The organism is Paracoccus fontiphilus (assembly GCF_017356265.1).
In the GTDB taxonomy this organism is placed as follows: Bacteria; Pseudomonadota; Alphaproteobacteria; order Rhodobacterales; family Rhodobacteraceae; genus Paracoccus; species Paracoccus fontiphilus.
Genome location: NZ_JAFNAW010000011.1, coordinates 1 through 18,347, shown reverse-complemented (window position 1 = coordinate 18,347; position 18,347 = coordinate 1). Strand labels below are relative to the sequence as shown.

The 18,347-nt window shown below is 66.2% G+C and carries 22 protein-coding genes and 1 tRNA gene; 19 read left to right on the top strand and 4 right to left on the bottom strand.

The window, feature by feature from the left end; all coding sequences use genetic code 11:
* Window positions 1–4: 4 nt before the first annotated feature.
* Window positions 5–862, bottom strand: a complete 858-nt coding sequence (locus J0F76_RS06095; RefSeq protein WP_207466870.1) for a LysR family transcriptional regulator ArgP — start codon at window positions 860–862, stop codon at window positions 5–7.
* Window positions 863–943: 81 nt separating this feature from the next.
* Between J0F76_RS06095 and J0F76_RS06090 the strand changes: the two genes are divergently transcribed.
* Window positions 944–1,537: a LysE/ArgO family amino acid transporter gene (locus tag J0F76_RS06090; RefSeq protein ID WP_207466868.1), complete on the top strand. Its 594-nt coding sequence runs from the start codon at window positions 944–946 to the stop codon at window positions 1,535–1,537.
* 39 nt (window positions 1,538–1,576) lie between these two features.
* A complete protein-coding gene (locus J0F76_RS06085) occupies window positions 1,577–2,470 on the top strand; it encodes a DMT family transporter (protein WP_242690025.1) in 894 nt (297 codons plus the stop codon).
* 48 nt (window positions 2,471–2,518) lie between these two features.
* On the opposite strand, the gene glyA is transcribed toward J0F76_RS06085, so the two are convergent.
* Window positions 2,519–3,814: a serine hydroxymethyltransferase gene (glyA, locus tag J0F76_RS06080; RefSeq protein ID WP_207466866.1), complete on the bottom strand. Its 1,296-nt coding sequence runs from the start codon at window positions 3,812–3,814 to the stop codon at window positions 2,519–2,521.
* Between the two features lie 172 nt (window positions 3,815–3,986).
* Between glyA and J0F76_RS06075 the strand changes: the two genes are divergently transcribed.
* The 7 genes from J0F76_RS06075 (at window position 3,987) to J0F76_RS06045 (ending at window position 9,898) form a co-directional block, all read left to right on the top strand.
* Window positions 3,987–4,748: an NAD kinase gene (locus J0F76_RS06075; RefSeq protein ID WP_207466864.1), complete on the top strand. Its 762-nt coding sequence runs from the start codon at window positions 3,987–3,989 to the stop codon at window positions 4,746–4,748.
* A 64-nt stretch (window positions 4,749–4,812) separates the two neighbouring features.
* Entirely contained in the window at window positions 4,813–5,829 is a 1,017-nt protein-coding gene (alr, locus tag J0F76_RS06070; RefSeq protein WP_207466862.1) for an alanine racemase, read from the top strand.
* Window positions 5,826–6,590 (top strand): MlaE family lipid ABC transporter permease subunit, encoded by a 765-nt coding sequence (locus J0F76_RS06065; protein ID WP_207466860.1) that lies wholly within the window; start codon window positions 5,826–5,828, stop codon window positions 6,588–6,590. Before alr ends, J0F76_RS06065 begins: the two co-directional genes overlap by 4 nt.
* Entirely contained in the window at window positions 6,587–7,318 is a 732-nt protein-coding gene (locus tag J0F76_RS06060; RefSeq protein WP_207466858.1) for an ABC transporter ATP-binding protein, read from the top strand. Before J0F76_RS06065 ends, J0F76_RS06060 begins: the two co-directional genes overlap by 4 nt.
* 75 nt (window positions 7,319–7,393) lie before the next feature.
* Window positions 7,394–8,470 (top strand): PhoH family protein, encoded by a 1,077-nt coding sequence (locus tag J0F76_RS06055; protein WP_242690024.1) that lies wholly within the window; start codon window positions 7,394–7,396, stop codon window positions 8,468–8,470.
* Window positions 8,463–8,957, top strand: a complete 495-nt coding sequence (gene ybeY / locus J0F76_RS06050) for an rRNA maturation RNase YbeY (protein ID WP_207466854.1) — start codon at window positions 8,463–8,465, stop codon at window positions 8,955–8,957. The genes J0F76_RS06055 and ybeY overlap by 8 nt, the downstream gene beginning before the upstream one ends.
* Window positions 8,957–9,898 (top strand): hemolysin family protein, encoded by a 942-nt coding sequence (locus tag J0F76_RS06045; protein ID WP_207466846.1) that lies wholly within the window; start codon window positions 8,957–8,959, stop codon window positions 9,896–9,898. Before ybeY ends, J0F76_RS06045 begins: the two co-directional genes overlap by 1 nt.
* Here the strand turns inward: J0F76_RS06045 and J0F76_RS06040 are convergent, their stop codons facing one another.
* Together J0F76_RS06040 and J0F76_RS06035 are read right to left on the bottom strand one after the other, a co-directional pair.
* Window positions 9,899–10,849, bottom strand: coding sequence for an alpha/beta fold hydrolase (locus tag J0F76_RS06040; RefSeq protein ID WP_207466844.1), 951 nt, complete (start codon window positions 10,847–10,849; stop codon window positions 9,899–9,901).
* Window positions 10,850–10,856: 7 nt separating this feature from the next.
* A complete protein-coding gene (locus J0F76_RS06035; protein ID WP_207466842.1) occupies window positions 10,857–11,141 on the bottom strand; it encodes an SCP2 sterol-binding domain-containing protein in 285 nt (94 codons plus the stop codon).
* Window positions 11,142–11,329: 188 nt separating this feature from the next.
* Here J0F76_RS06035 and J0F76_RS06030 point away from each other — a divergent pair, with 188 nt between their 5' ends.
* From J0F76_RS06030 to J0F76_RS05985, 10 genes are all read left to right on the top strand, one after another.
* On the top strand, window positions 11,330–11,797 hold the full coding sequence (locus J0F76_RS06030) for a hypothetical protein (RefSeq protein WP_242690023.1): 468 nt from the start codon (window positions 11,330–11,332) through the stop codon (window positions 11,795–11,797).
* Window positions 11,798–11,807: 10 nt separating this feature from the next.
* Window positions 11,808–14,732 carry a helicase-related protein gene (locus tag J0F76_RS06025; protein WP_377706545.1) on the top strand — a complete coding sequence of 975 codons (2,925 nt, stop codon included), beginning with the start codon at window positions 11,808–11,810 and terminating at the stop codon, window positions 14,730–14,732.
* Entirely contained in the window at window positions 14,729–15,004 is a 276-nt protein-coding gene (locus tag J0F76_RS06020) for a S4 domain-containing protein (RefSeq protein WP_207466840.1), read from the top strand. The genes J0F76_RS06025 and J0F76_RS06020 overlap by 4 nt, the downstream gene beginning before the upstream one ends.
* A gap of 147 nt (window positions 15,005–15,151) precedes the next feature.
* A complete protein-coding gene (gene fdxA / locus J0F76_RS06015) occupies window positions 15,152–15,490 on the top strand; it encodes a ferredoxin FdxA (RefSeq protein ID WP_207466985.1) in 339 nt (112 codons plus the stop codon).
* 350 nt (window positions 15,491–15,840) lie between these two features.
* Window positions 15,841–16,350, top strand: a complete 510-nt coding sequence (locus J0F76_RS06010) for a CarD family transcriptional regulator (protein ID WP_207466838.1) — start codon at window positions 15,841–15,843, stop codon at window positions 16,348–16,350.
* 106 nt (window positions 16,351–16,456) lie between these two features.
* Entirely contained in the window at window positions 16,457–16,924 is a 468-nt protein-coding gene (locus J0F76_RS06005) for a GNAT family N-acetyltransferase (protein ID WP_207466835.1), read from the top strand.
* 9 nt (window positions 16,925–16,933) lie between these two features.
* Complete coding sequence (locus tag J0F76_RS06000) at window positions 16,934–17,269, top strand: MliC family protein (RefSeq protein ID WP_207466833.1); 336 nt, start codon at window positions 16,934–16,936, stop codon at window positions 17,267–17,269.
* 40 nt (window positions 17,270–17,309) lie between these two features.
* A tRNA-Arg gene (locus J0F76_RS05995) sits at window positions 17,310–17,386 on the top strand.
* Window positions 17,387–17,537: 151 nt separating this feature from the next.
* Entirely contained in the window at window positions 17,538–17,879 is a 342-nt protein-coding gene (locus J0F76_RS05990; RefSeq protein WP_242690021.1) for a hypothetical protein, read from the top strand.
* A gap of 46 nt (window positions 17,880–17,925) precedes the next feature.
* Complete coding sequence (locus tag J0F76_RS05985; protein WP_207466831.1) at window positions 17,926–18,267, top strand: transposase; 342 nt, start codon at window positions 17,926–17,928, stop codon at window positions 18,265–18,267.
* The last annotated feature ends 80 nt before the right edge of the window (window positions 18,268–18,347 follow it).

Below are 18,347 nucleotides of genomic sequence, written 5' to 3'. Positions count from 1 at the left end.
GCTGTCAGGGCAGGAGGGCTGCCTTGGCGGCTTTTCTTATGGCTTCGGTGAGCGGCGACAGTGCAACGGCGGTGATGCGGCTGAACTGCCAGTAAAGCGGCACGTCCAGCGGCAGGTCGGGTGCCAGGTCGATCAGGCGGCCCGTGGCGAGATCGTCGCGAATGGTCGGTTCTGGATTCATGCCCCAGCCGATGCCAAGCCGCGTGGCCTCGGCAAAGCCCTGGGCAGTCGGGATGCGGTGCAGCGGCAGCGACAGGCGTGTCCCGGTCAGCGCCTTGGCCCATCGGATCTGCAGCGCATCCTTGGCATTGAAGCTGAGCGACGGGGTGCGGCCCAGGCTGTCCGCCGTCACGCCGTCGGAGAAGTGACGCGCCGCAAAGTCGGGACTTGCGGTTGCCCGATAGCGCAGGACGCCCAGCCGCAGGCTGTCGCACCCCGCCACCGGGCGGCTGTCGCTGGTCAGCGCGGCCATGACCATGCCGTTTCGCAGCCAGTCCAGGGCGTGATCCTGGTCGTCCATCGTCAGGTCCAGCAACCCCGGCGCGGCAGCAAGCGCGGGCATGGCCCAGCTTGCCAGGCTGTCGGCATTCACCGCCAGGCGGATCACCGGACGGTCCGGCGACAGTGCAAGCGCGGATTCCAGCAGCCGCACCTGATCAAGGTGGGCGGCCAGGCGCAGTCCCTTTTCGGTGGCCAGGACCGGAGGGCCTCGGTCGATCAGGACGGCGCCCATGCGATCCTCCAGCGACCGGATGCGCTGCGAGATGGCCGAGGGTGTCACGTGCAGCGCCGAGGCCGCAGCTTCGAAGGAGCCGCGCCGGATGATCTCGGCCAAGGCGGCGAGGGCGGGATAGTCCAGCATTAGCCTGTCTTCATCTGGGTAAGTTCAAATCACTTTATTTTAGGAGAGATTTAGAGGAAAGCAGCGGCCGGAGGTGACGCGATGATGTCTTACGCTGCCGGGCTTGGAACCGGACTGTCTCTGATCGTCGCCATCGGCGCTCAGAACGCCTTTGTCCTGAAGCAGGGGCTGGTCCGGCACCACATCTTCTGGGTCTGCCTGTTCTGCGCGTTGTCCGATGCCCTGCTGATCCTTCTGGGCGTCAACGGAATGGCCGCGATCAGTTCCGCCGCCCCCTTGCTGGTCGAGGGGATGCGCTGGGCCGGCGCCGCCTTCCTGATCTGGTACGGGGCACGGTCGTTCCGGGCAGCTTGGCAGGGCGGCGGCTCGCTGCGGCCCGAGGGGCAGGGCGCATCACTGGTCCGCACGCTGGGTCTGGTCGCGGCATTGACCTGGCTGAACCCGCATGTCTGGCTGGATACCGTCGTTCTGGTCGGCGCGATCTCCGCGCAATGGCCGCAGCCGGCTGTCTTCGGCGCAGGGGCGATGACGGGGTCGTTCCTGTTCTTCTTTTCGCTGGGCTACGGCGCGCGCCTGCTGGCGCCCGTGTTCGCCCGGCCCCGCGCCTGGCAGGTGCTGGAGATCCTTGTCGGCATCGTCATGTGGACCATCGCCCTCAAGCTGGTCGCAGATTGAGCCTTGCGCCCGCCTTGCGATGCGGTCCAACTGCACGACATGCAAATGGATGCGCAGACACGCCGCGACCTTGCGGGGATCGGCTGGATGATGGCGATGGGCTTCTGCTTCGTCGCGGTCAACGGCATCGTCCGCTGGCTGGACGGAGCCCTGCCGGCACCGCAATCCGCGTTCATCCGGTTCATCTTCGGGCTGGTGTTCCTGGGGCCCGTGCTGCTTCCGGCGCTGCAGACGGGTTTTGCGCCGCGCATCTGGCGGCTGCTGAGCTTGCGCGGCGCGTTGCACGTCCTGGCGGTGATTGCCTGGTTTTACGCCATGTCCCGCATCTCGGTCGCCGAAGTGACCGCCATCGGCTTTCTCAACCCCATCGTGGTTACGGTCGGCGCCGCGCTGTTCATGGGCGAAAGGCTGGCCCTGCGGCGCGTAGCGGCGGTCGGGGTCGCGCTGATGGGGGCGCTTGTCGTCCTGCGGCCCGGCCTGAGGGAGCTTGATCCCGGCCACCTGTCGCAGGTCGTGGCCTCCATGGCCTTCGGTGCATCCTATCTGCTTGCCAAGCGGATCACCGAGCATGTTCCGGCCGCCATCGTGGTCGCGATGATGTCGCTGACCGTATCGATCGGCCTGGCGCCGCTGGCCTGGGCCGTCTGGGTGCCGCCGACATGGGGCCAGGTGGGCTGGCTGGGGCTGGTGGCTGTCTTTGCCACGGCGGGCCATTACACCATGACGCGGGCCTTTGCAGCCGCGCCGCTGACGGTGACGCAGCCCGTCGTGTTCCTGCAACTGATCTGGGCGAGCCTGCTTGGCGTCTTCGTCTTTCACGAACCGCTGGACGAATGGGTGATCCTGGGCGGCGCCATGATGATCGGCGCCATCACCTACATCACCTGGCGCGAGGCGCGGCTGCGGGCCGCCGTCCCGGCTGCCGCGGAATAGGAAGCCCCGCCGCGACGGACGCGGCGGGGCATGGTTCCTGTCAGCCGATCACATCCCGGCGTAAAGCGGGAAGCGCGCGCAAAGCTCGGACACCTCGGCCTTCACCTTGGCCTCGACGTCGGCATTGCCGTCCTCGCCATTGGCTGCCAGGCCGTCCACGACCTCGACGATCCAGCGGGCGATCTGGCGGAACTCCTCCTCGCCGAAGCCGCGGGTGGTGCCGGCGGGGGCGCCCAAGCGGATGCCCGAGGTGACGAACGGCTTTTCAGGGTCGAACGGCACGCCGTTCTTGTTGCAGGTGATGTGGGCGCGGCCCAGGGCAGCCTCGGTCGCCTTGCCGGTCACGCCTTTCGGGCGCAGGTCGGCCAAGCACAGGTGGTTGTCGGTGCCGCCCGACACGATGTCGATGCCGCCCTTCATCAGCTCGTCCGCCATGGCCTGCGCGTTCTTCACGACCTGCGCGGCATAGGCCTTGAACGAGGGCTGAAGCGCCTCGCCGAAGGCCACGGCCTTGGCGGCGATCACGTGCATCAGCGGGCCGCCCTGCAGGCCGGGGAACACGGCGCTGTTGATCTTCTTGGCGATGTCGGCGTCGTTCGTCAGCACCATCCCGCCGCGGGGCCCGCGCAGGGACTTGTGGGTCGTGGTGGTCACGACATGGGCGTGGGGCAGGGGCGAGGGGTGGACGCCGCCCGCGACCAGGCCCGCGATATGGGCCATGTCCACCATCAGGTAGGCGCCGACCTCGTCCGCGATCTTGCGGAAGGCGGCCCAGTCCCAGACGCGGCTATAGGCCGTGCCGCCCGCGACGATCAGCTTGGGCTTGTTCTCCAGGGCCTTCTGGCGGATCTCCTCCATGTCCAGAAGCTGGTCCTGCTGGCGCACGCCATAGCTGACCACGTTGAACCACTTGCCCGACATGTTCACCGGCGAACCATGCGTCAGGTGCCCGCCCGAGTTCAGGTCCAGACCCATGAAGGTGTCGCCCGGCTGCAGCAGCGCCAGGAACACCGCCTGGTTCATCTGCGAACCGCTGTTCGGCTGGACGTTGGCGAATTCGCAATCGAACAGCGTCTTCGCGCGCTCGATCGCCAGGGTTTCCACGACATCGACATACTGGCAGCCGCCGTAATACCGCTTGCCCGGATAGCCTTCGGCGTATTTGTTCGTCAGGACCGACCCTTGCGCCTCCAGCACCGCCTTCGAGACGATGTTTTCCGAAGCGATCAGCTCGATCTCGTCGCGCTGGCGGCCAAGTTCCTGCGTGATGGCCTTGGCGATGTCGGGATCGCTGTTGGACAGCGTTTCGGTGAAGAAGCCGGTTTCGCGGGTGGGAGCGTTCATGGGTCTCGCGTCCTTATCATAGGGCCAAGGGGCGGCGGTTTGGCGCCCTCTTACCCCAGGGTTGACGATGCGGAAAGTCACAAAAGCGACGAGGCGGAACCTGGGCCCGACGGGGGGTTGCAATGGAAAAACGCGCGTCGGATGCTGGCCGCGCGCAGGGGCAGGAATTATCATGACGGCACGGGTCCACTTCACCGCCAGCGAGGCCGAAATCGCGCAGAAGGCGCTGAGGGTGTTGACCGACCGCTATGGCACGGTGCCGCTGGACCAGGCGCAGGTGGTGGTGGCCTTGGGTGGCGACGGCTTCATGCTGCAGACGCTGCACGCGCTGACTGACCGCGACCTTCCCGTCTATGGCATGAACCGGGGAACGGTCGGGTTCCTGATGAACGGCTATTCCGAAGGCAGCCTGCCCGAGCGGCTGGCCGCGGCCGAGGAGACCGTCATCAACCCCTTGCGGATGCGCGCGGTCCGCGCCGACGGGTCGGTCCACGAGGCGCTTGCCATCAACGAGGTCAGCCTGTTGCGCGAAGGCCCCCAGGCCGCCAAGCTGCGCATCCATGTGGACGGCAAGATGCGGATGGCGGAACTGGTCTGCGACGGCGCGCTGATCGCCACGCCCGCAGGCTCGACGGCGTATAACTATTCCGCGCATGGTCCTATTCTGCCGATCAATTCCGAGGTTCTGGCCCTGACCGCCATCGCCCCCTTCCGGCCCCGCCGCTGGCGCGGCGCGCTGCTGCCCAAGGGGGCGGAGGTCGAGGTCGAGGTGTTGACCCCCGAACGCCGCCCCGTCATGGCCGATGCGGATTCCCGGTCCGTCCGCCACGTCGTCCGCGTCGGGATTCGCAGCGCGCAGGATGTGCGTCACCGGCTGCTGTTCGATCCCGGCCATGGTCTTGAAGAACGGCTGCTGCGCGAGCAGTTCGTCTGATCCGGGCTGGAAGCGACGCCTTATTTCTGCTTGAAGGTGGCCGACCATCACAGGACGGCCCGCCATGACCCTGCATATCGACCTGCAAGCCATCGTTGCCAACTGGACCGCGCTTGCCGCAAAGGCTCCGGGTGCCCGTGCCGCCGCCGTCGTCAAGGCCGATGCCTATGGTCTGGGCGCCGCCAAGGTGGCGCCTGCGCTGTATCAGGCGGGCGCGCGCGACTTCTTCGTGGCCCTGGCAAGTGAAGGCCGCGCGCTGCGCCCGCTCCTTCCCGGTGACGCCCGCATCAATGTCCTGTCCGGACACATGGACGGCGCGGACCTGACCGGCCTCGTCCCTGTCCTGAACAGCCCCGAGCAATTCTTCCGTGACCGCGCAATGCGCCCCGGCAAGCCCTTCGCGATCCAGCTTGATACCGGCATGAACCGGCTGGGAATGGAAGCGGCCGAATGGTCCGCCATCCGGGCCGAGGTCCTGGCGGCCAAGCCCGACTTCATCATGTCCCACCTGGCCTGCGCGGACGAGCCGGACCATCCGGCCAATGCCATGCAGCTTGCCGCCTTTCGCGCGATGACCGACGGCTGCACCGTGCCGCGATCGCTTGCGGCGACCGGCGGCATCCTGCTGGGACCGGACTATCACTTCGACCTGGTCCGCCCCGGCATCGGTCTTTACGGCGCGCTGCCGTTTGCGGATGCGCAGCCGGTCGTCCGGTTGTCCCTGCCGGTGATCCAGGCGCGCACGGTCCAGCCGGGCGAGTTCGTCGGCTACAGCGCGACCTGGACTGCCGACGCGCCGCGCCGCATCGCCACGGTCGCGGCGGGCTATGCCGATGGCATCCTGCGCTCGATTTCCTCGAAAGGAGCCAGTCTTTACGCGGCGGGCAGGGCCTGCCCCATCGTCGGGCGCGTGTCGATGGACCTGATCACCGTCGACGTGACCGAGTTGGATGATGTGCCGCGGGATCTGGACCTGATCTGTCCCGAACAGCCAGTCGACCGGCTGGCGGATTTCGCGGGAACCATCGGCTACGAGATCCTGACCTCGCTGGGTCTTCGCTACGACCGGACCTGGCAGTGAACCCAGTCCGCCTGACCGGCCGCGCCGCGCTGTCCCTGACGCGCGGCATCGGTGCTGTCGCCCTGTTCACGGCACGCGGGCTGTTCCGGCTGCGGCCCTTCTACGGCCGCGCCTTTGGCGCGCAACTGGTCCAGATCGGCTGGTTGTCGTTGCCGGTGGTCGGCCTGACAGCGCTGTTCACCGGCGCAGCGCTGGCCCTGCAGATCCACTCGGGCGGTGCGCGCTTCCAGGCCAGTGATGTGGTGCCTGCCATCGTCGCCATCGGCATGGTCCGCGAACTTGGCCCCGTCCTGGGCGGGCTGATGGTCGCGGCGCGCGTGGCAAGCTCCATCGCGGCCGAGATCGGCACCATGAAGGTGACGGAACAGATCGACGCGCTTGTGACCCTGTCCACCGACCCGATGCGCTGGCTGGTGACGCCGCGCCTGTGGGCGGCGATGCTGACGGTGCCCGCGCTTGTGGCGGTCGGCGACATCATCGGCATCCTGGGGGGCTGGCTGGTCGGCACGCAGTCTCTGGGGTTCAACTCGGCGGGTTATCTGGCGAACTCGCGGGCCTACCTGGAAAGCTGGGACGTGGTGTCTGGCCTGTTGAAGGGCGCGGCCTTCGGGCTGATCGTCGCGGTCTGCGGCTGCTGGTTCGGCATCCATTCCGGGCGCGGCGCGGCGGGCGTGGGACGGGCCACGAAATCCGCCGTGGTCGCCGCAGCCGTGGCGATCCTGGCCGCGAACTTCGTGCTGACGGGGCTGTTCTTCGAATGATCCGGATCGAGGGCCTGCACAAATCCTTCGCCGGCAAGCCGGTGCTGGCGGGCGTCGATCTGGCCGTGGGGCAGGGCGAGAGCCTATGCGTCATCGGCCAGTCCGGCACCGGCAAGTCGGTGCTGCTGAAATGCATTCTGGGCCTGACGGCGCCGGATGCCGGGCAAATCCTGTGGCAAGGCCGCCCACTGGACCGCGCGACGCGCCCCGCCTTCCTCGACCGCTTCGGGATGCTGTTCCAGGGCGCGGCGCTGTTCGACAGCGTGACCGTCTGGCAGAACGTCGCCTTCCGACTGCGCCAGCGGATGCCCGACGCGCAGGCCCGTGCCATCGCCGTCGAAAAGCTGGCCCGCGTGGGCCTCGGCCCGGAGACGGCCGACCTGATGCCTGCCGAGTTGTCGGGCGGCATGGCCAAACGGGCCGGTCTGGCCCGCGCCATCGCCGATGACCCGGCGGTGATCTTCTTCGACGAGCCCACCACCGGCCTGGACCCGATCCGGGCACGGCGGATCAACGACCTGATCCGCGGGATCGTCACGGAGACAGGCGCCACGGCCATCACCATCACGCATGACATGGACTCGGTCCGCGCCATCGGCGACCGCGTGGCGCTGTTGCAGGAAGGGCGCATCGCTTGGGACGGCCCCGTCGCGCAGATGCACGATGCCGTGCCCTTGGCGGCGTTTCTTGGCCACGCCAGCGGCCGTCGTGACACAAATGCCACATAAACCTGCAACATGACCTTGTGCGAATCCGCTTGGATCGCCACCATCAAGTTTAAGACGCCTTTGCAGGAGAGAGATTTGGGCCTTACGCCTACGCCACCCGTCGCGACCCCTTCGGCTGAAACCCTGCTGGAATTCCCCGACAACCGGCTGCTGATCGACCTGTGCGGTGCCAATGACCGGCACCTTGCGCGGATCGAGGAGGCGCTTGGCGTCCATATCCTGCGACGCGGCAACCAGTTGGCCGTCGTCGGCGGCCCCGAGGCGCAGGCCGAGACCGCGCTGCTGCTGCGCGGCCTTTACGCACGCCTTGAGCAAGGCCGCCCGGTCAGCTTGGCCGAGGTCGAGGCCGCCTTGCGCATGGGCGTGGACGATACCGTTCCCACGACGCCTGCCGAGCAGATGGAGATGTTCGCGGCGGGCGATTACGAGCTCCGCACCCGCAAGAAGTCGGTCGAGCCCCGCACCGACGCGCAAAAGGCCTATGTCCGGTCGCTGTTCCAGAACGAACTGGCCTTCGGCATCGGCCCGGCGGGAACCGGCAAGACCTACCTGGCCGTGGCGGTCGGCGTGACCATGCTGATCGGCGGGCATGTGGACAAGATCATCCTGTCGCGCCCGGCGGTCGAGGCGGGCGAGCGCCTGGGATTCCTTCCCGGCGACATGAAGGAAAAGGTCGATCCCTACATGCAGCCGCTCTACGACGCGCTGAACGATTTCCTGCCTGCCAAGCAGATGCAGAAGCTGATGGAGGAAAAGCGCATCGAGATCGCGCCCCTGGCCTTCATGCGCGGGCGCACGCTGTCGAACGCCTTTGTCGTCCTGGACGAGGCGCAGAACGCCACCTCGATGCAGATGAAGATGTTCCTGACCCGCTTGGGCGAGGGATCGCGCATGGTCATCACCGGCGACCGCACCCAGATCGACCTGCCGCGCGGGATGCTGTCGGGCCTTGTGGATGCCGAACGCATCCTGGACGGGGTCAAGGGGATCAGCTTCAGCTACTTCACGGCCAAGGACGTCGTGCGGCACCCGCTTGTCGCGCGCATCATCACGGCGTATGACGCCGAGGATGCCGCCGCCTTGGCGCGTGGCGAATCAGAGGAGCCGCGCGGGCAATACGTCCCCCGCCGGGCGATGCGAGGCGATGCCTGACGACATATCCACCGATTGCGTCATCGAGGATGACCGATGGGAGAGCCTGGGGCTTGAGGCCTTGGCCGACCGCGCCGTCGAGGCCGCGCTGCAATGGCACGGCGTCGGAGGCGAGGTCGTCGTCATGGGCTGCGACGACGCCCGCATTGCGGCCCTGAACGCCGATTTCCGTGGCAAGCCCCGCGCGACCAACGTGCTCTCCTGGCCCTCGGTCGAGCATCTGCCCCACGAACCCGGCGCCAGGCCCGACCTGCCGGATGAGGACGAGCTGGGCGACATCGCCATTGCCTATGACACCTGCCTGGCCGAGGCCGAGGCGCAGGGCAAGCCCGTTGCCGATCACGTCACGCATCTGCTGGTCCATGCCACCCTGCATCTGCTGGGCTATGACCACATGAACGACGCCGACGCGGAAACAATGGAAGCTGCCGAGCGTTCGATCCTGGCGCGGCTGAATATCCCCGATCCTTATCAAGAGAAGGTCTGATGAACTCCGAGTCTCGATTACCCGGCCATCACCTTGGTGCCGACGCCGCCTCCGAGGCGGACGGCGTCGGAGGGGAGGGACGGGATCTTCCCAGTTCGCGCGGTTTCCTGGGGCGTTTCTTCGACGCCTTGAAAGGCGCGGACGATGACGCGGAGGACAGCGAAAGACCTGCCGCTGTCGTGCCCGGCATGGTCAACCTGCGACGGATGCGCGTGGACGACGTGGCCGTCCCCAAGGCCGAGATGGTCGCCGCCCCCGAGACGAGCAGCCTGGACGATCTGGTCGCGCTGTTTCGCGAACACGGTTTTTCGCGCCTGCCGGTCTATGACGAGACGCTGGACAGCCCCCTGGGCATGGTCCACCTCAAGGATCTGGCGCTGAAGCACGGTTTCGGGCAGGCGGGCGACTTCAACCTGCGCCCCATGCTGCGGCCATTGCTGTATGTCCCGCCATCCATGTCCATCGGCGTGCTGCTGCAGCAGATGCAGCAAAGGCGCATCCACATGGCGCTGGTGATCGACGAATATGGCGGCGTGGACGGCCTGGTGACCATCGAGGATCTGATCGAACAGGTCATCGGCGAGATCGAGGACGAGCATGACGAGGCCGAGGGCAGCTTGTGGGTTCTGGAAAAGCCCGGCCAGTGGCTGATCCAGGCCCGCGCGCCCCTTGCGGATGTCGAGGACGAAGCCGGCCTGTCGTTCACCGACCCCGAGCAGGGCGAGGATATCGACACTCTTGGCGGGCTGATCTTCGTTCTGGCGGGCCACCTGCCTGCGCAGGGCGAGGTGATCACCCATGCCTCGGGTGCCGAGTTCGAGGTGGTCGACGCCGATCCGCGCCGCATCAAGCGCGTGCGGCTGCGCCTGCCCGCCGCCGCGATGGCCGAGAAGACCCTGCCGGCCCATATCCCCCAGGCCTCTGCCGGCGGGGAGGGCTGATCAGGACGCGCCTTCGAACAGGGTCAGCGCCGCCGACAGGAAGGCGGCGCGCCGTTCGGGGGTGCACATCATGATCTCGTGCCGCGCTTCCGGCACCTCCATCAAGGTTGCGCCGGGCCAGCGGGCCATGCGGTCGCGAATGGCCGATGACGAGACGATCCGTTCCTGCCCGCCAAGGCTGGCAAGTGCCGGAATGTCGGGCGAATCAAGCCGCGACAGGCGCAGGCATTCGTTCAGCGCCTTGCCGACCCAGCCATAGCTGGCCCCGCCAAGGGTCATGTCCGGCCAGGCCGCGGCCTCGCGCAACATGCGGCACCACTCGTCGGGGTCGGCGGTCAGCAGGTTTGCGCTGAAGCTTTCATCCAGGACATAGGTGCCCAGGGCGCTGCCGCTGCCGGGGGCAGGGCGCCCGCCCCGTCCCAGCCTGCCCGCCAGATAGGCGATGCCGATCGCCACGCCATGCGGCATCTGCCGAAGGTTGATCCCCCACATCGGCGCCGAGAACGTGGCGGACGCGACCGGCAGGCCGTCGTGCAGCGCGGCCAAGCCGATGCAGCCGCCCATGGAATGGGAAAGCAGGTGCCATGGCCGGGGCAGATCCAGGTCGGCCGCAGCCACCATGAGTTCGACGACATCGCGCTGATAATCCGCGAACTGGCCGACGTGACCCAGCCGGGCATCCCCTAGCAGGCGACCGGAAAGGCCCTGGCCGCGCCAGTCGATCGACAGCACGCCATAGCCCGCGTCGGTCAGGAACTGCGCGACGCCCGCATATTTCTCGATGTATTCCGTGCGGCCGGGGAACAGCAAGACGCTGCCCCGGCTGCCGGTCGCAGCGGGCCACAGGGCCAGCCGCAGGGTCACGCCGTCATCGGCCTGCGTCCAGAAAGCCTGTGCCGGACGCCTGGGATCGCCCGGCAACTGCCTGAACGGGGCCGGTTGACCGCGCATCCGTGGATCAGGACAGGGCCTGGCCCAACTGCATGGCGACACCCATCGAGCCGTCGATCTTCAGCTTGCCCATCATGAAGGCGGTGGCCGGGTTGACGGTGCCGTTCAGAATGCCCTCGAACGTGTCGCGATTGGCGAACAGCGTCACCTCGGCCTCCTCGTCGCCGGCACGAACACCGTTTTCGTCGATCATGATCGCGCCTTCGTTCTCGATCACGAACTTGGCGGTCGATCCGAAGCTGCCGATCTTCTCGTTCAGCTTCTCGACGGCGGCGTTCACAACATTGCTCATTTCAAGTCTTCCCTTTCCGATGGGACTGGCGCCCGGCGACCGGGCTGTCTAAGATCCAAGATATGCGTCCGGACCGCCACATTATCCATAATGTCGTCGCGGCAATCCGCCACCGAATAGTTACGTTTTTCTTGATTGTTCCCGCAATCGTCTTGGCAACCTTGGCGGGTGCGCAGGAGGCGCCCGACATGGACGCGCTGTTTCGCCGGTTGGCCGAACCCGAGGGTGAATCCTGGCGCATCGCCGAATCGGACATCCTGCGCGAATGGTCGAAATCCGGCTCTGCCGCGATGGACCTGCTGTTGCAGCGCGGCGAGGAGGCCCTGGACGGGGGCGACGCCGTGGCTGCCATCGGTCACCTGACCGCGCTGACCGATCACGCGCCGGACTTTGCCACGGGCTTCTATACGCGCGCCGCCGCCTATGCGACGGCAGGGCAGTTCGGTCCCGCTTTCAGGGACCTGGCGCGCACCTTGCAACTGGAACCCCGCCACTTCCCCGCGCTGACGCAACTGGGCGCCATGCTGGAGGAAACCGGCGACACCGAGCGCGCGCTTGCCGCCTATCGCGAAAGCCTGACGATCCATCCCCACCAGCAAGAGGCGATTGACGGCGTCGCCCGTCTGGAACGCCAGCAAGACGGCACCAATATCTAGGCCCATGACAATCCATGAACGCGGCCGGGTGACGGCCATCCTTGGCCCGACGAACACCGGGAAAACGCATTACGCGATCGAGCGGATGCTGGCGCATCGCACCGGCGTGATCGGCCTGCCGCTGCGCCTGCTGGCGCGAGAGGTCTACGACCGCATCGTCAAGGCACGCGGCCCTTCGGTCGTGGCCCTTGTCACCGGAGAGGAGCGGATCGTCCCCGACCGCGTCCAGTACTGGGTCGCCACGACCGAGGCGATGCCTGACATCGCCGCCGACTTCGTGGCCATCGACGAAATCCAGCTTTGCGCCGATCCCGAACGCGGCCATGTCTTCACCGACCGCCTGCTGAAGATGCGCGGTTTGCACGAAACGCTGTTCCTGGGCAGCGACACCATGCGCCCGGCCATCGCGTCGCTGATCCCCGGCGTCCAGTTCCAGCGGCGCGACCGGCTGTCGGAACTGTCCTGGTCGGGGTCCAAGAAGCTGTCGCGGATGCCCGCTCGGTCGGCCATCGTGGGCTTCAGCGTCGATGACGTCTATGCCATGGCCGAGCTGATCCGGCGCCAGAAGGGCGGCTGCGCAGTGGTCATGGGCGCGCTGTCGCCGCGCACCCGAAACGCGCAGGTCGCCATGTACCAGGCCGGAGAGGTCGATTACCTGGTCGCCACCGACGCCATCGGCATGGGCCTGAACCTCGACATCCGCCACGTCGCCTTCAGCGCTACCCACAAGTTCGACGGCCGCCGCGTCCGCCCGCTGTTCCCGCACGAGATGGGCCAGATCGCGGGCCGGGCCGGTCGCCATACCGAATCCGGCACCTTTGGCGTGACCGGAGAGGCCGAGATCCTGGACGAAGGCCTGATCGACGCCATCGAGAACCATCGCTTCGCCCCGATCCAGCGCCTGACCTGGCGCAACTCGGACCTGCAGTTCGGCACGATGGACCGGCTGGTCGAGAGCCTGGAGGCACCCTCGGGCCATGCGCTTCTGGGCCGGGGCAGGGATGCCGACGACGTGCAGGCGCTGAAATCCCTGCGCGAGATCCCGGAAATCCGCGACCGCGTGCAGGGCGGAAAGGACGTGCGGCTGTTGTGGGACGTCTGCCGGGTGCCGGATTTCCGGGGAATCTCGCCCGCCGAACACACCAGCCTGCTGGCGCGAATCTTCGGGTTCCTGCAGGACGGCGCGATTCCGTCGGACTGGCTGGGCAACGCCATCAAGCGGATCGACCGGACGCATGGCGACATCGACGCCATCTCCAAACGGCTGGCCTATATCCGCACATGGACCTATGTCGCGCAGAGATCCGGCTGGGTGCAGGACGAAAGTCATTGGCGCGGCGAGACGCGCGCTGTAGAAGACCGCTTGTCGGACGCGTTGCACGCGGCGCTGACCCAACGATTTGTGGACCGGCGCACTTCGGTGCTGCTGCGCCGGCTCAAGCAGAAGGAGAGCCTTGTGGCCGAAGTGAACGACAAGGGCGAAGTGACGGTCGAGGGCGAATTCGCCGGCCGTCTTGAGGGATTCCGCTTCCGCCCCGACCAGACCGGATCGGCGGACGAGGCCCGGATGCTGAACCGCGCCAGCTACGAGGCGCTGCGCCCCGAGTTCCACCTGCGCGCCGACCGCTTCTACAACGCCCCTGATACCGAGCTGGACTATACCGAGCAGGGCGGGCTGATGTGGGGCAGTGCCGCCATCGGCAAGCTGGTGCGCGGGTCCGATGCCCTGCATCCCGGCGTCGAGGTCTTCGTGGACGAGGAAGCCGGCCCCGAGATCGCCGAGAAGGTCAAGCGCCGCCTGCAGCACTTCATCGACCGCAAGATCGCCGCGCTGTTCGAGCCCCTGCTGGCCCTGCAAAGGGACGAGGCGCTGACGGGCCTTGCCCGCGGCTTTGCCTTCCGCCTGGTCGAGGCGCTTGGCGTACTGCCGCGCGAGGGCATCGCCAATGAGGTCAAGGAGCTGGACCAGGACGCGCGCGGCGCGCTGCGCAAGCATGGCGTCCGGTTCGGCCAGTTCACGATCTTCATGCCCGCGCTGCTGAAGCCCGCGCCGACCCGGCTGCGGCTGGTGCTGTGGTCGTTGGCCGAGGGGCTGGACACCTTCCCCGAAAGCCCGCCCCCCGGTCTGGTCACGATCCCGCATATCGCGGATGTTCCGGAACAGCATTACACGCTGTCTGGATACCGTCCGGCGGGCGAACGGGCGATCCGCATCGACATGCTGGAACGGCTGGCCGACCTGCTGCGCACCCAGGACACGCGCGGCGGGTTCGAGGCCAATCCCGACATGCTGTCGATCACCGGCATGACGCTGGAACAGTTTTCCCGCCTCATGGAAGGGCTTGGATACGCCGCCGAACGGGGCGAGCGGGCCAAGACCAAGGCTGTCGAAGCGCCTGTTGCGGCCCCTGCGCCCGAAAGCGAATCCTCGGATGCGCCGATGACCGAGGAGGAAAGCGTCCTCGCCGCAGAAACCCGCGCGCGCTGGGAAGCCGAGCAGGCCGAGAAGCGCCGCGCCGAGGCTGAGGCCGCAGGCGAGGTCGTCGAGGAAGCCGCGCCCGAGACGGAGGTCTTCTATACCTTCCGCTGGGCACCCAAGCCGCGTCCGAACCGCCGCCCTCAGGGTGAAGGACAGGGCCATCGCGGGGGACCGCGCCGCGACGGGGCGCAGGACACGCCCCGCGAACCGCGCGCGGACCGCCCGGACCGGGGCGAACGGCAGGACCGTCCCGAAGGCGGCCGTCCCAACCGCGAGCGCCATGAAAAGCGGGAAGGGCGTGACCATGACGGCGGCAAGCCGCGCGGCAAGGACGGTTTCAAGAAGGGCGGCAAGCCGCAGCACAACAAGCCCGCCACCTTCTCCTCGCGTCCCGAGAAGAAGGCCGATCCCGACAGTCCCTTCGCGATCCTGGCGGCGCTGAAGGACAAGAAGTGACGGAAACCCCTGACGGGATTCGTCTGGACAAGTGGCTGTTCTTCGCGCGGGTCTTCAAGTCCCGCGCGATTGCCGTCGAGAGGATCGAGGCGGGCGGCATCCGGGTCAATGACCAGCCCTGCAACAAGCCCGGCAAGCTGGTCAGGCCCGGCGACCGGATCGTCGTATCGGCCCATGGGCAGGTGCGCACGCTGGAAATCACGTCGCTTGGTCAGCGCCGCGGCCCCGCGACCGAGGCGCAGACCCTGTATCACGACCTGACTACCGGCTGAGGACTGGCGTTCGGCCCGCCGGCCTAGTCGCGAACCCCGGTTCGCGCGCATCGCTCTTTGCTGAAACGATGGTCTTTTCCGCCGACGCAGCCTTGAATGATCGCCATGCCGGGCGTAACTAGCGCGGCATACGGAATGGAGCCTGCGATGACCTATGTCGTGACCGATAATTGCATCATGTGCAAATACACCGATTGCGTCGAGGTCTGTCCCGTGGATTGCTTCTACGAGGGCGAGAACACGCTGGTCATCCATCCCGACGAATGCATCGACTGCGGCGTCTGCGAACCCGAATGTCCTGCCGACGCCATCCGCCCCGATACCGAACCGGCCATGGACGAGTGGGTCGAGTTCAACCGCAAGTATTCGGAAATCTGGCCGGTCATCACGCAGAAGAAGGACCCGTTGCCGACGGCTGCCGAGATGGACGGCGTGACCGGCAAGCTTGAGAAGTACTTCTCGGAAGCGCCTGGCGAGGGCGACTGACCTTGCGGATGTGACGCCGCGTCAGGCGTTGCGCGATTCGCCGGACGGCACGGTGCGAATGACGGGTGCTTGCGGGCAAGTGCTCGTTTCCTCATGCCAAATTGTCTTTGCCGCGATGCTCTGGTCGCGGATCGTAGTGCTTTTTTTGGCGCTCATTTTATGTTATGTTCCGGTCACATTCGCATCTGATGGGAGTCAGAGGCCCAGAGGATGTGCGCCCCAAGCTGCCAGTTTCCTGCCCTCTGCCGGGCGGGATCAGCACGACGACAACAAGACAGACCGGAGGCAGTTGTCGCTGCTTGCGGTTCTTTTGTGTCCTTCCCCCGAAGGCACCACCTAGAGGAAGCCAGATGTCCAAGACCAAGAAAAACGAATTCCGCCCCGATGACTTCGTCGTCTATCCGGCCCACGGCGTTGGCCGGATCGTGTCGATCGAAGAGCAGGAAGTCGCGGGGCTGCGGCTGGAAATGTTCGTCATCTCGTTCGACAAGGACAAGATGACCCTGCGCGTGCCGACCTCGCGCGCGACCGAGATCGGGATGCGCAGCCTGGCTAGCCCGGACCTGATCGACCGTGCGCTGGAGACGTTGAAGGGCAAGGCGCGCGTCAAGCGCGCCATGTGGTCGCGTCGTGCGCAGGAATACGACCAGAAGATCAACTCGGGCGACCTGATGTCGATCGCCGAGGTGGTGCGCGACCTTCACCGCAACGACGACCAGCGTGAGCAATCCTATTCCGAGCGTCAGCTTTACGAGGCGGCCCTTGACCGGCTGACCCGCGAAGTTGCCGTTGTCAGCGGCCTGGACGAAGGCGCGGCGCAGAAGCGCGTCGAGGAAGTCCTTCTGTCCCGCGCGGCCTGATTTTCCGATCATGGCGACAAGGGCGGCCCGGGTGGCCGTCCTTCTGCATCCGATTGCCGGGCCTCGCGACGCTTGCTAACCAGTGGCTGACAATCGCGAGGCTGCCATGACGGACCCCCTTTCCTTTGCCTTGGAATCGCCCCTTTCCGATGATCTTGCGTTGCTGTTCCAACGCCACACGGCAGAGATGCAGGCCGATACGCCGCCGGAATCCATCCACATGATGCCGCGAGAGCAGTTGGTGTCGCCCGACATCGAGTTCTTCGTGCTGCGGCAGTCGGACCGGCCCGTCGGCATGGCGGCGCTGAAACGGCTGGGCGAAAGCCAGGCCGAGGTGAAGTCCATGCACGTTCTGGCCGAGGCGCGGGGCCGGGGGCTGTCACGGCTGATGCTGAACCGGCTGATCGCCCATGCGCGCCGGTCGGGCCTGTCGCGCCTGTCGCTGGAAACCGGCGCCCAGGCCAGCTTCGCTGCGGCGCGAAGGCTCTACGCGCAAGGTGGCTTTGCCGAATGCCCGCCCTTCGGCGCCTACCGCCCGGACCCGAACAGCGTCTTCATGACCCTGGCCCTTTGAGGTGCGATGATGCGATCACTGATCCTTGCCGCCATGACCTGCCTTGTTCCGTCGGCATGGGCACAGGCGAACGACCTTGAATCCGTCACCTATGTCTGCGAACGGCGGGTCGAGGTGCCGGTTATCTTCGTGAACTCGGAAGGCGGCGCATCCTATGCCATAGTCCGAATCGACGACAGGTTGCTGGGAATGCGCCAGGTCATCTCGGCTTCCGGCGCAAGGTATCGCAGCGGAGATGGCGCGGAGGACTATCAACTCTGGACCAAGGGCGATACTGCGATGATCTCGGTCGGGCCGGACGGGCAGGACAGGACGCTTTTCGGGGATTGCCGGGCGCAGCAGTGACTTGCGCATCGGCCCGCGATCCCGCAAAAGATCGGCCTGTGGCCCCGTAGCTCAACTGGATAGAGCAGCCGACTTCTAATCGGCAGGTTGAGGGTTCGATTCCTTCCGGGGTCGCCACTCCAAAGTTAAGTAATTATAATCTCTAGAGCGTGTTGCGGCTTTCCCGATTCAGGATATCCCTGCGGCTTGATCTGTGATTCCCTGCCTGCATGACAGGTGGAGGGATGATATGGGCAGACCGCATCCTATGGCACTCCGACAGCGCGTTGTGGCGTTTGTGGAGGAAGGGAACTCGCACCGTTCAGCCGCTGCGCGGTTCCGGGTTTCGGTGAAGTTCGTCAACGACATGGTGATCCTGAAGCGCGAGACGGGCGGGTTAGCTCCGCGTGTCCAAGGCCATGGTGGTGGTCATGGCAAATTGGTTGGTGTGGGGGACTGGATCACCGCACGCATGAAGGCGAAGCCCGATCTGACCCTGAACGACCTGGTCGACGAACTTGCAGATCATCACGGCATCGCCATTCACCGTGTCTCGGTTTGGCGGTTTTTGCGCGGTCTTGGGCTGACACACAAAAAAAGACCTGCAAGCCCTCGAGCAGAAGCGGCCTGAGATCCGGCAGGCACGCCATATCTGGATCACACGACGCCAGCCGTTCATGCGCAGCGCGTTGACGCGCCTCGGTTTCATCGACGAGACGTCGCTGAAGACGAACATGGCCAAGACCACCGGATGGTCTCCAAAAGGCGCGCGCCTTGTCGACCATGCGCCCTTCGGCCACTGGAACACCCAGACCTTCATCGCCGCCCTGCGCCATGACCGGCTGGATGCGCCCTGGGTGATCAATGGTGCCATGAACCGCGAACTGTTCGAACTCTATGTCGAAACCCAACTGGCCCCGACATTGCGACCCGGCGATGTGATCATTCTGGACAACCTGTCATCGCATAAGAGCCCAAAGGCAGCGGCGACCATGAACGCCATTGGCGCGTGGTGTTGATTTCCACCTAGAAGTGACCCAGGCAGGCACATAATTTCCATTGAGATTTGACCCATGTGACCCTTCCCCGACGCGGTGAG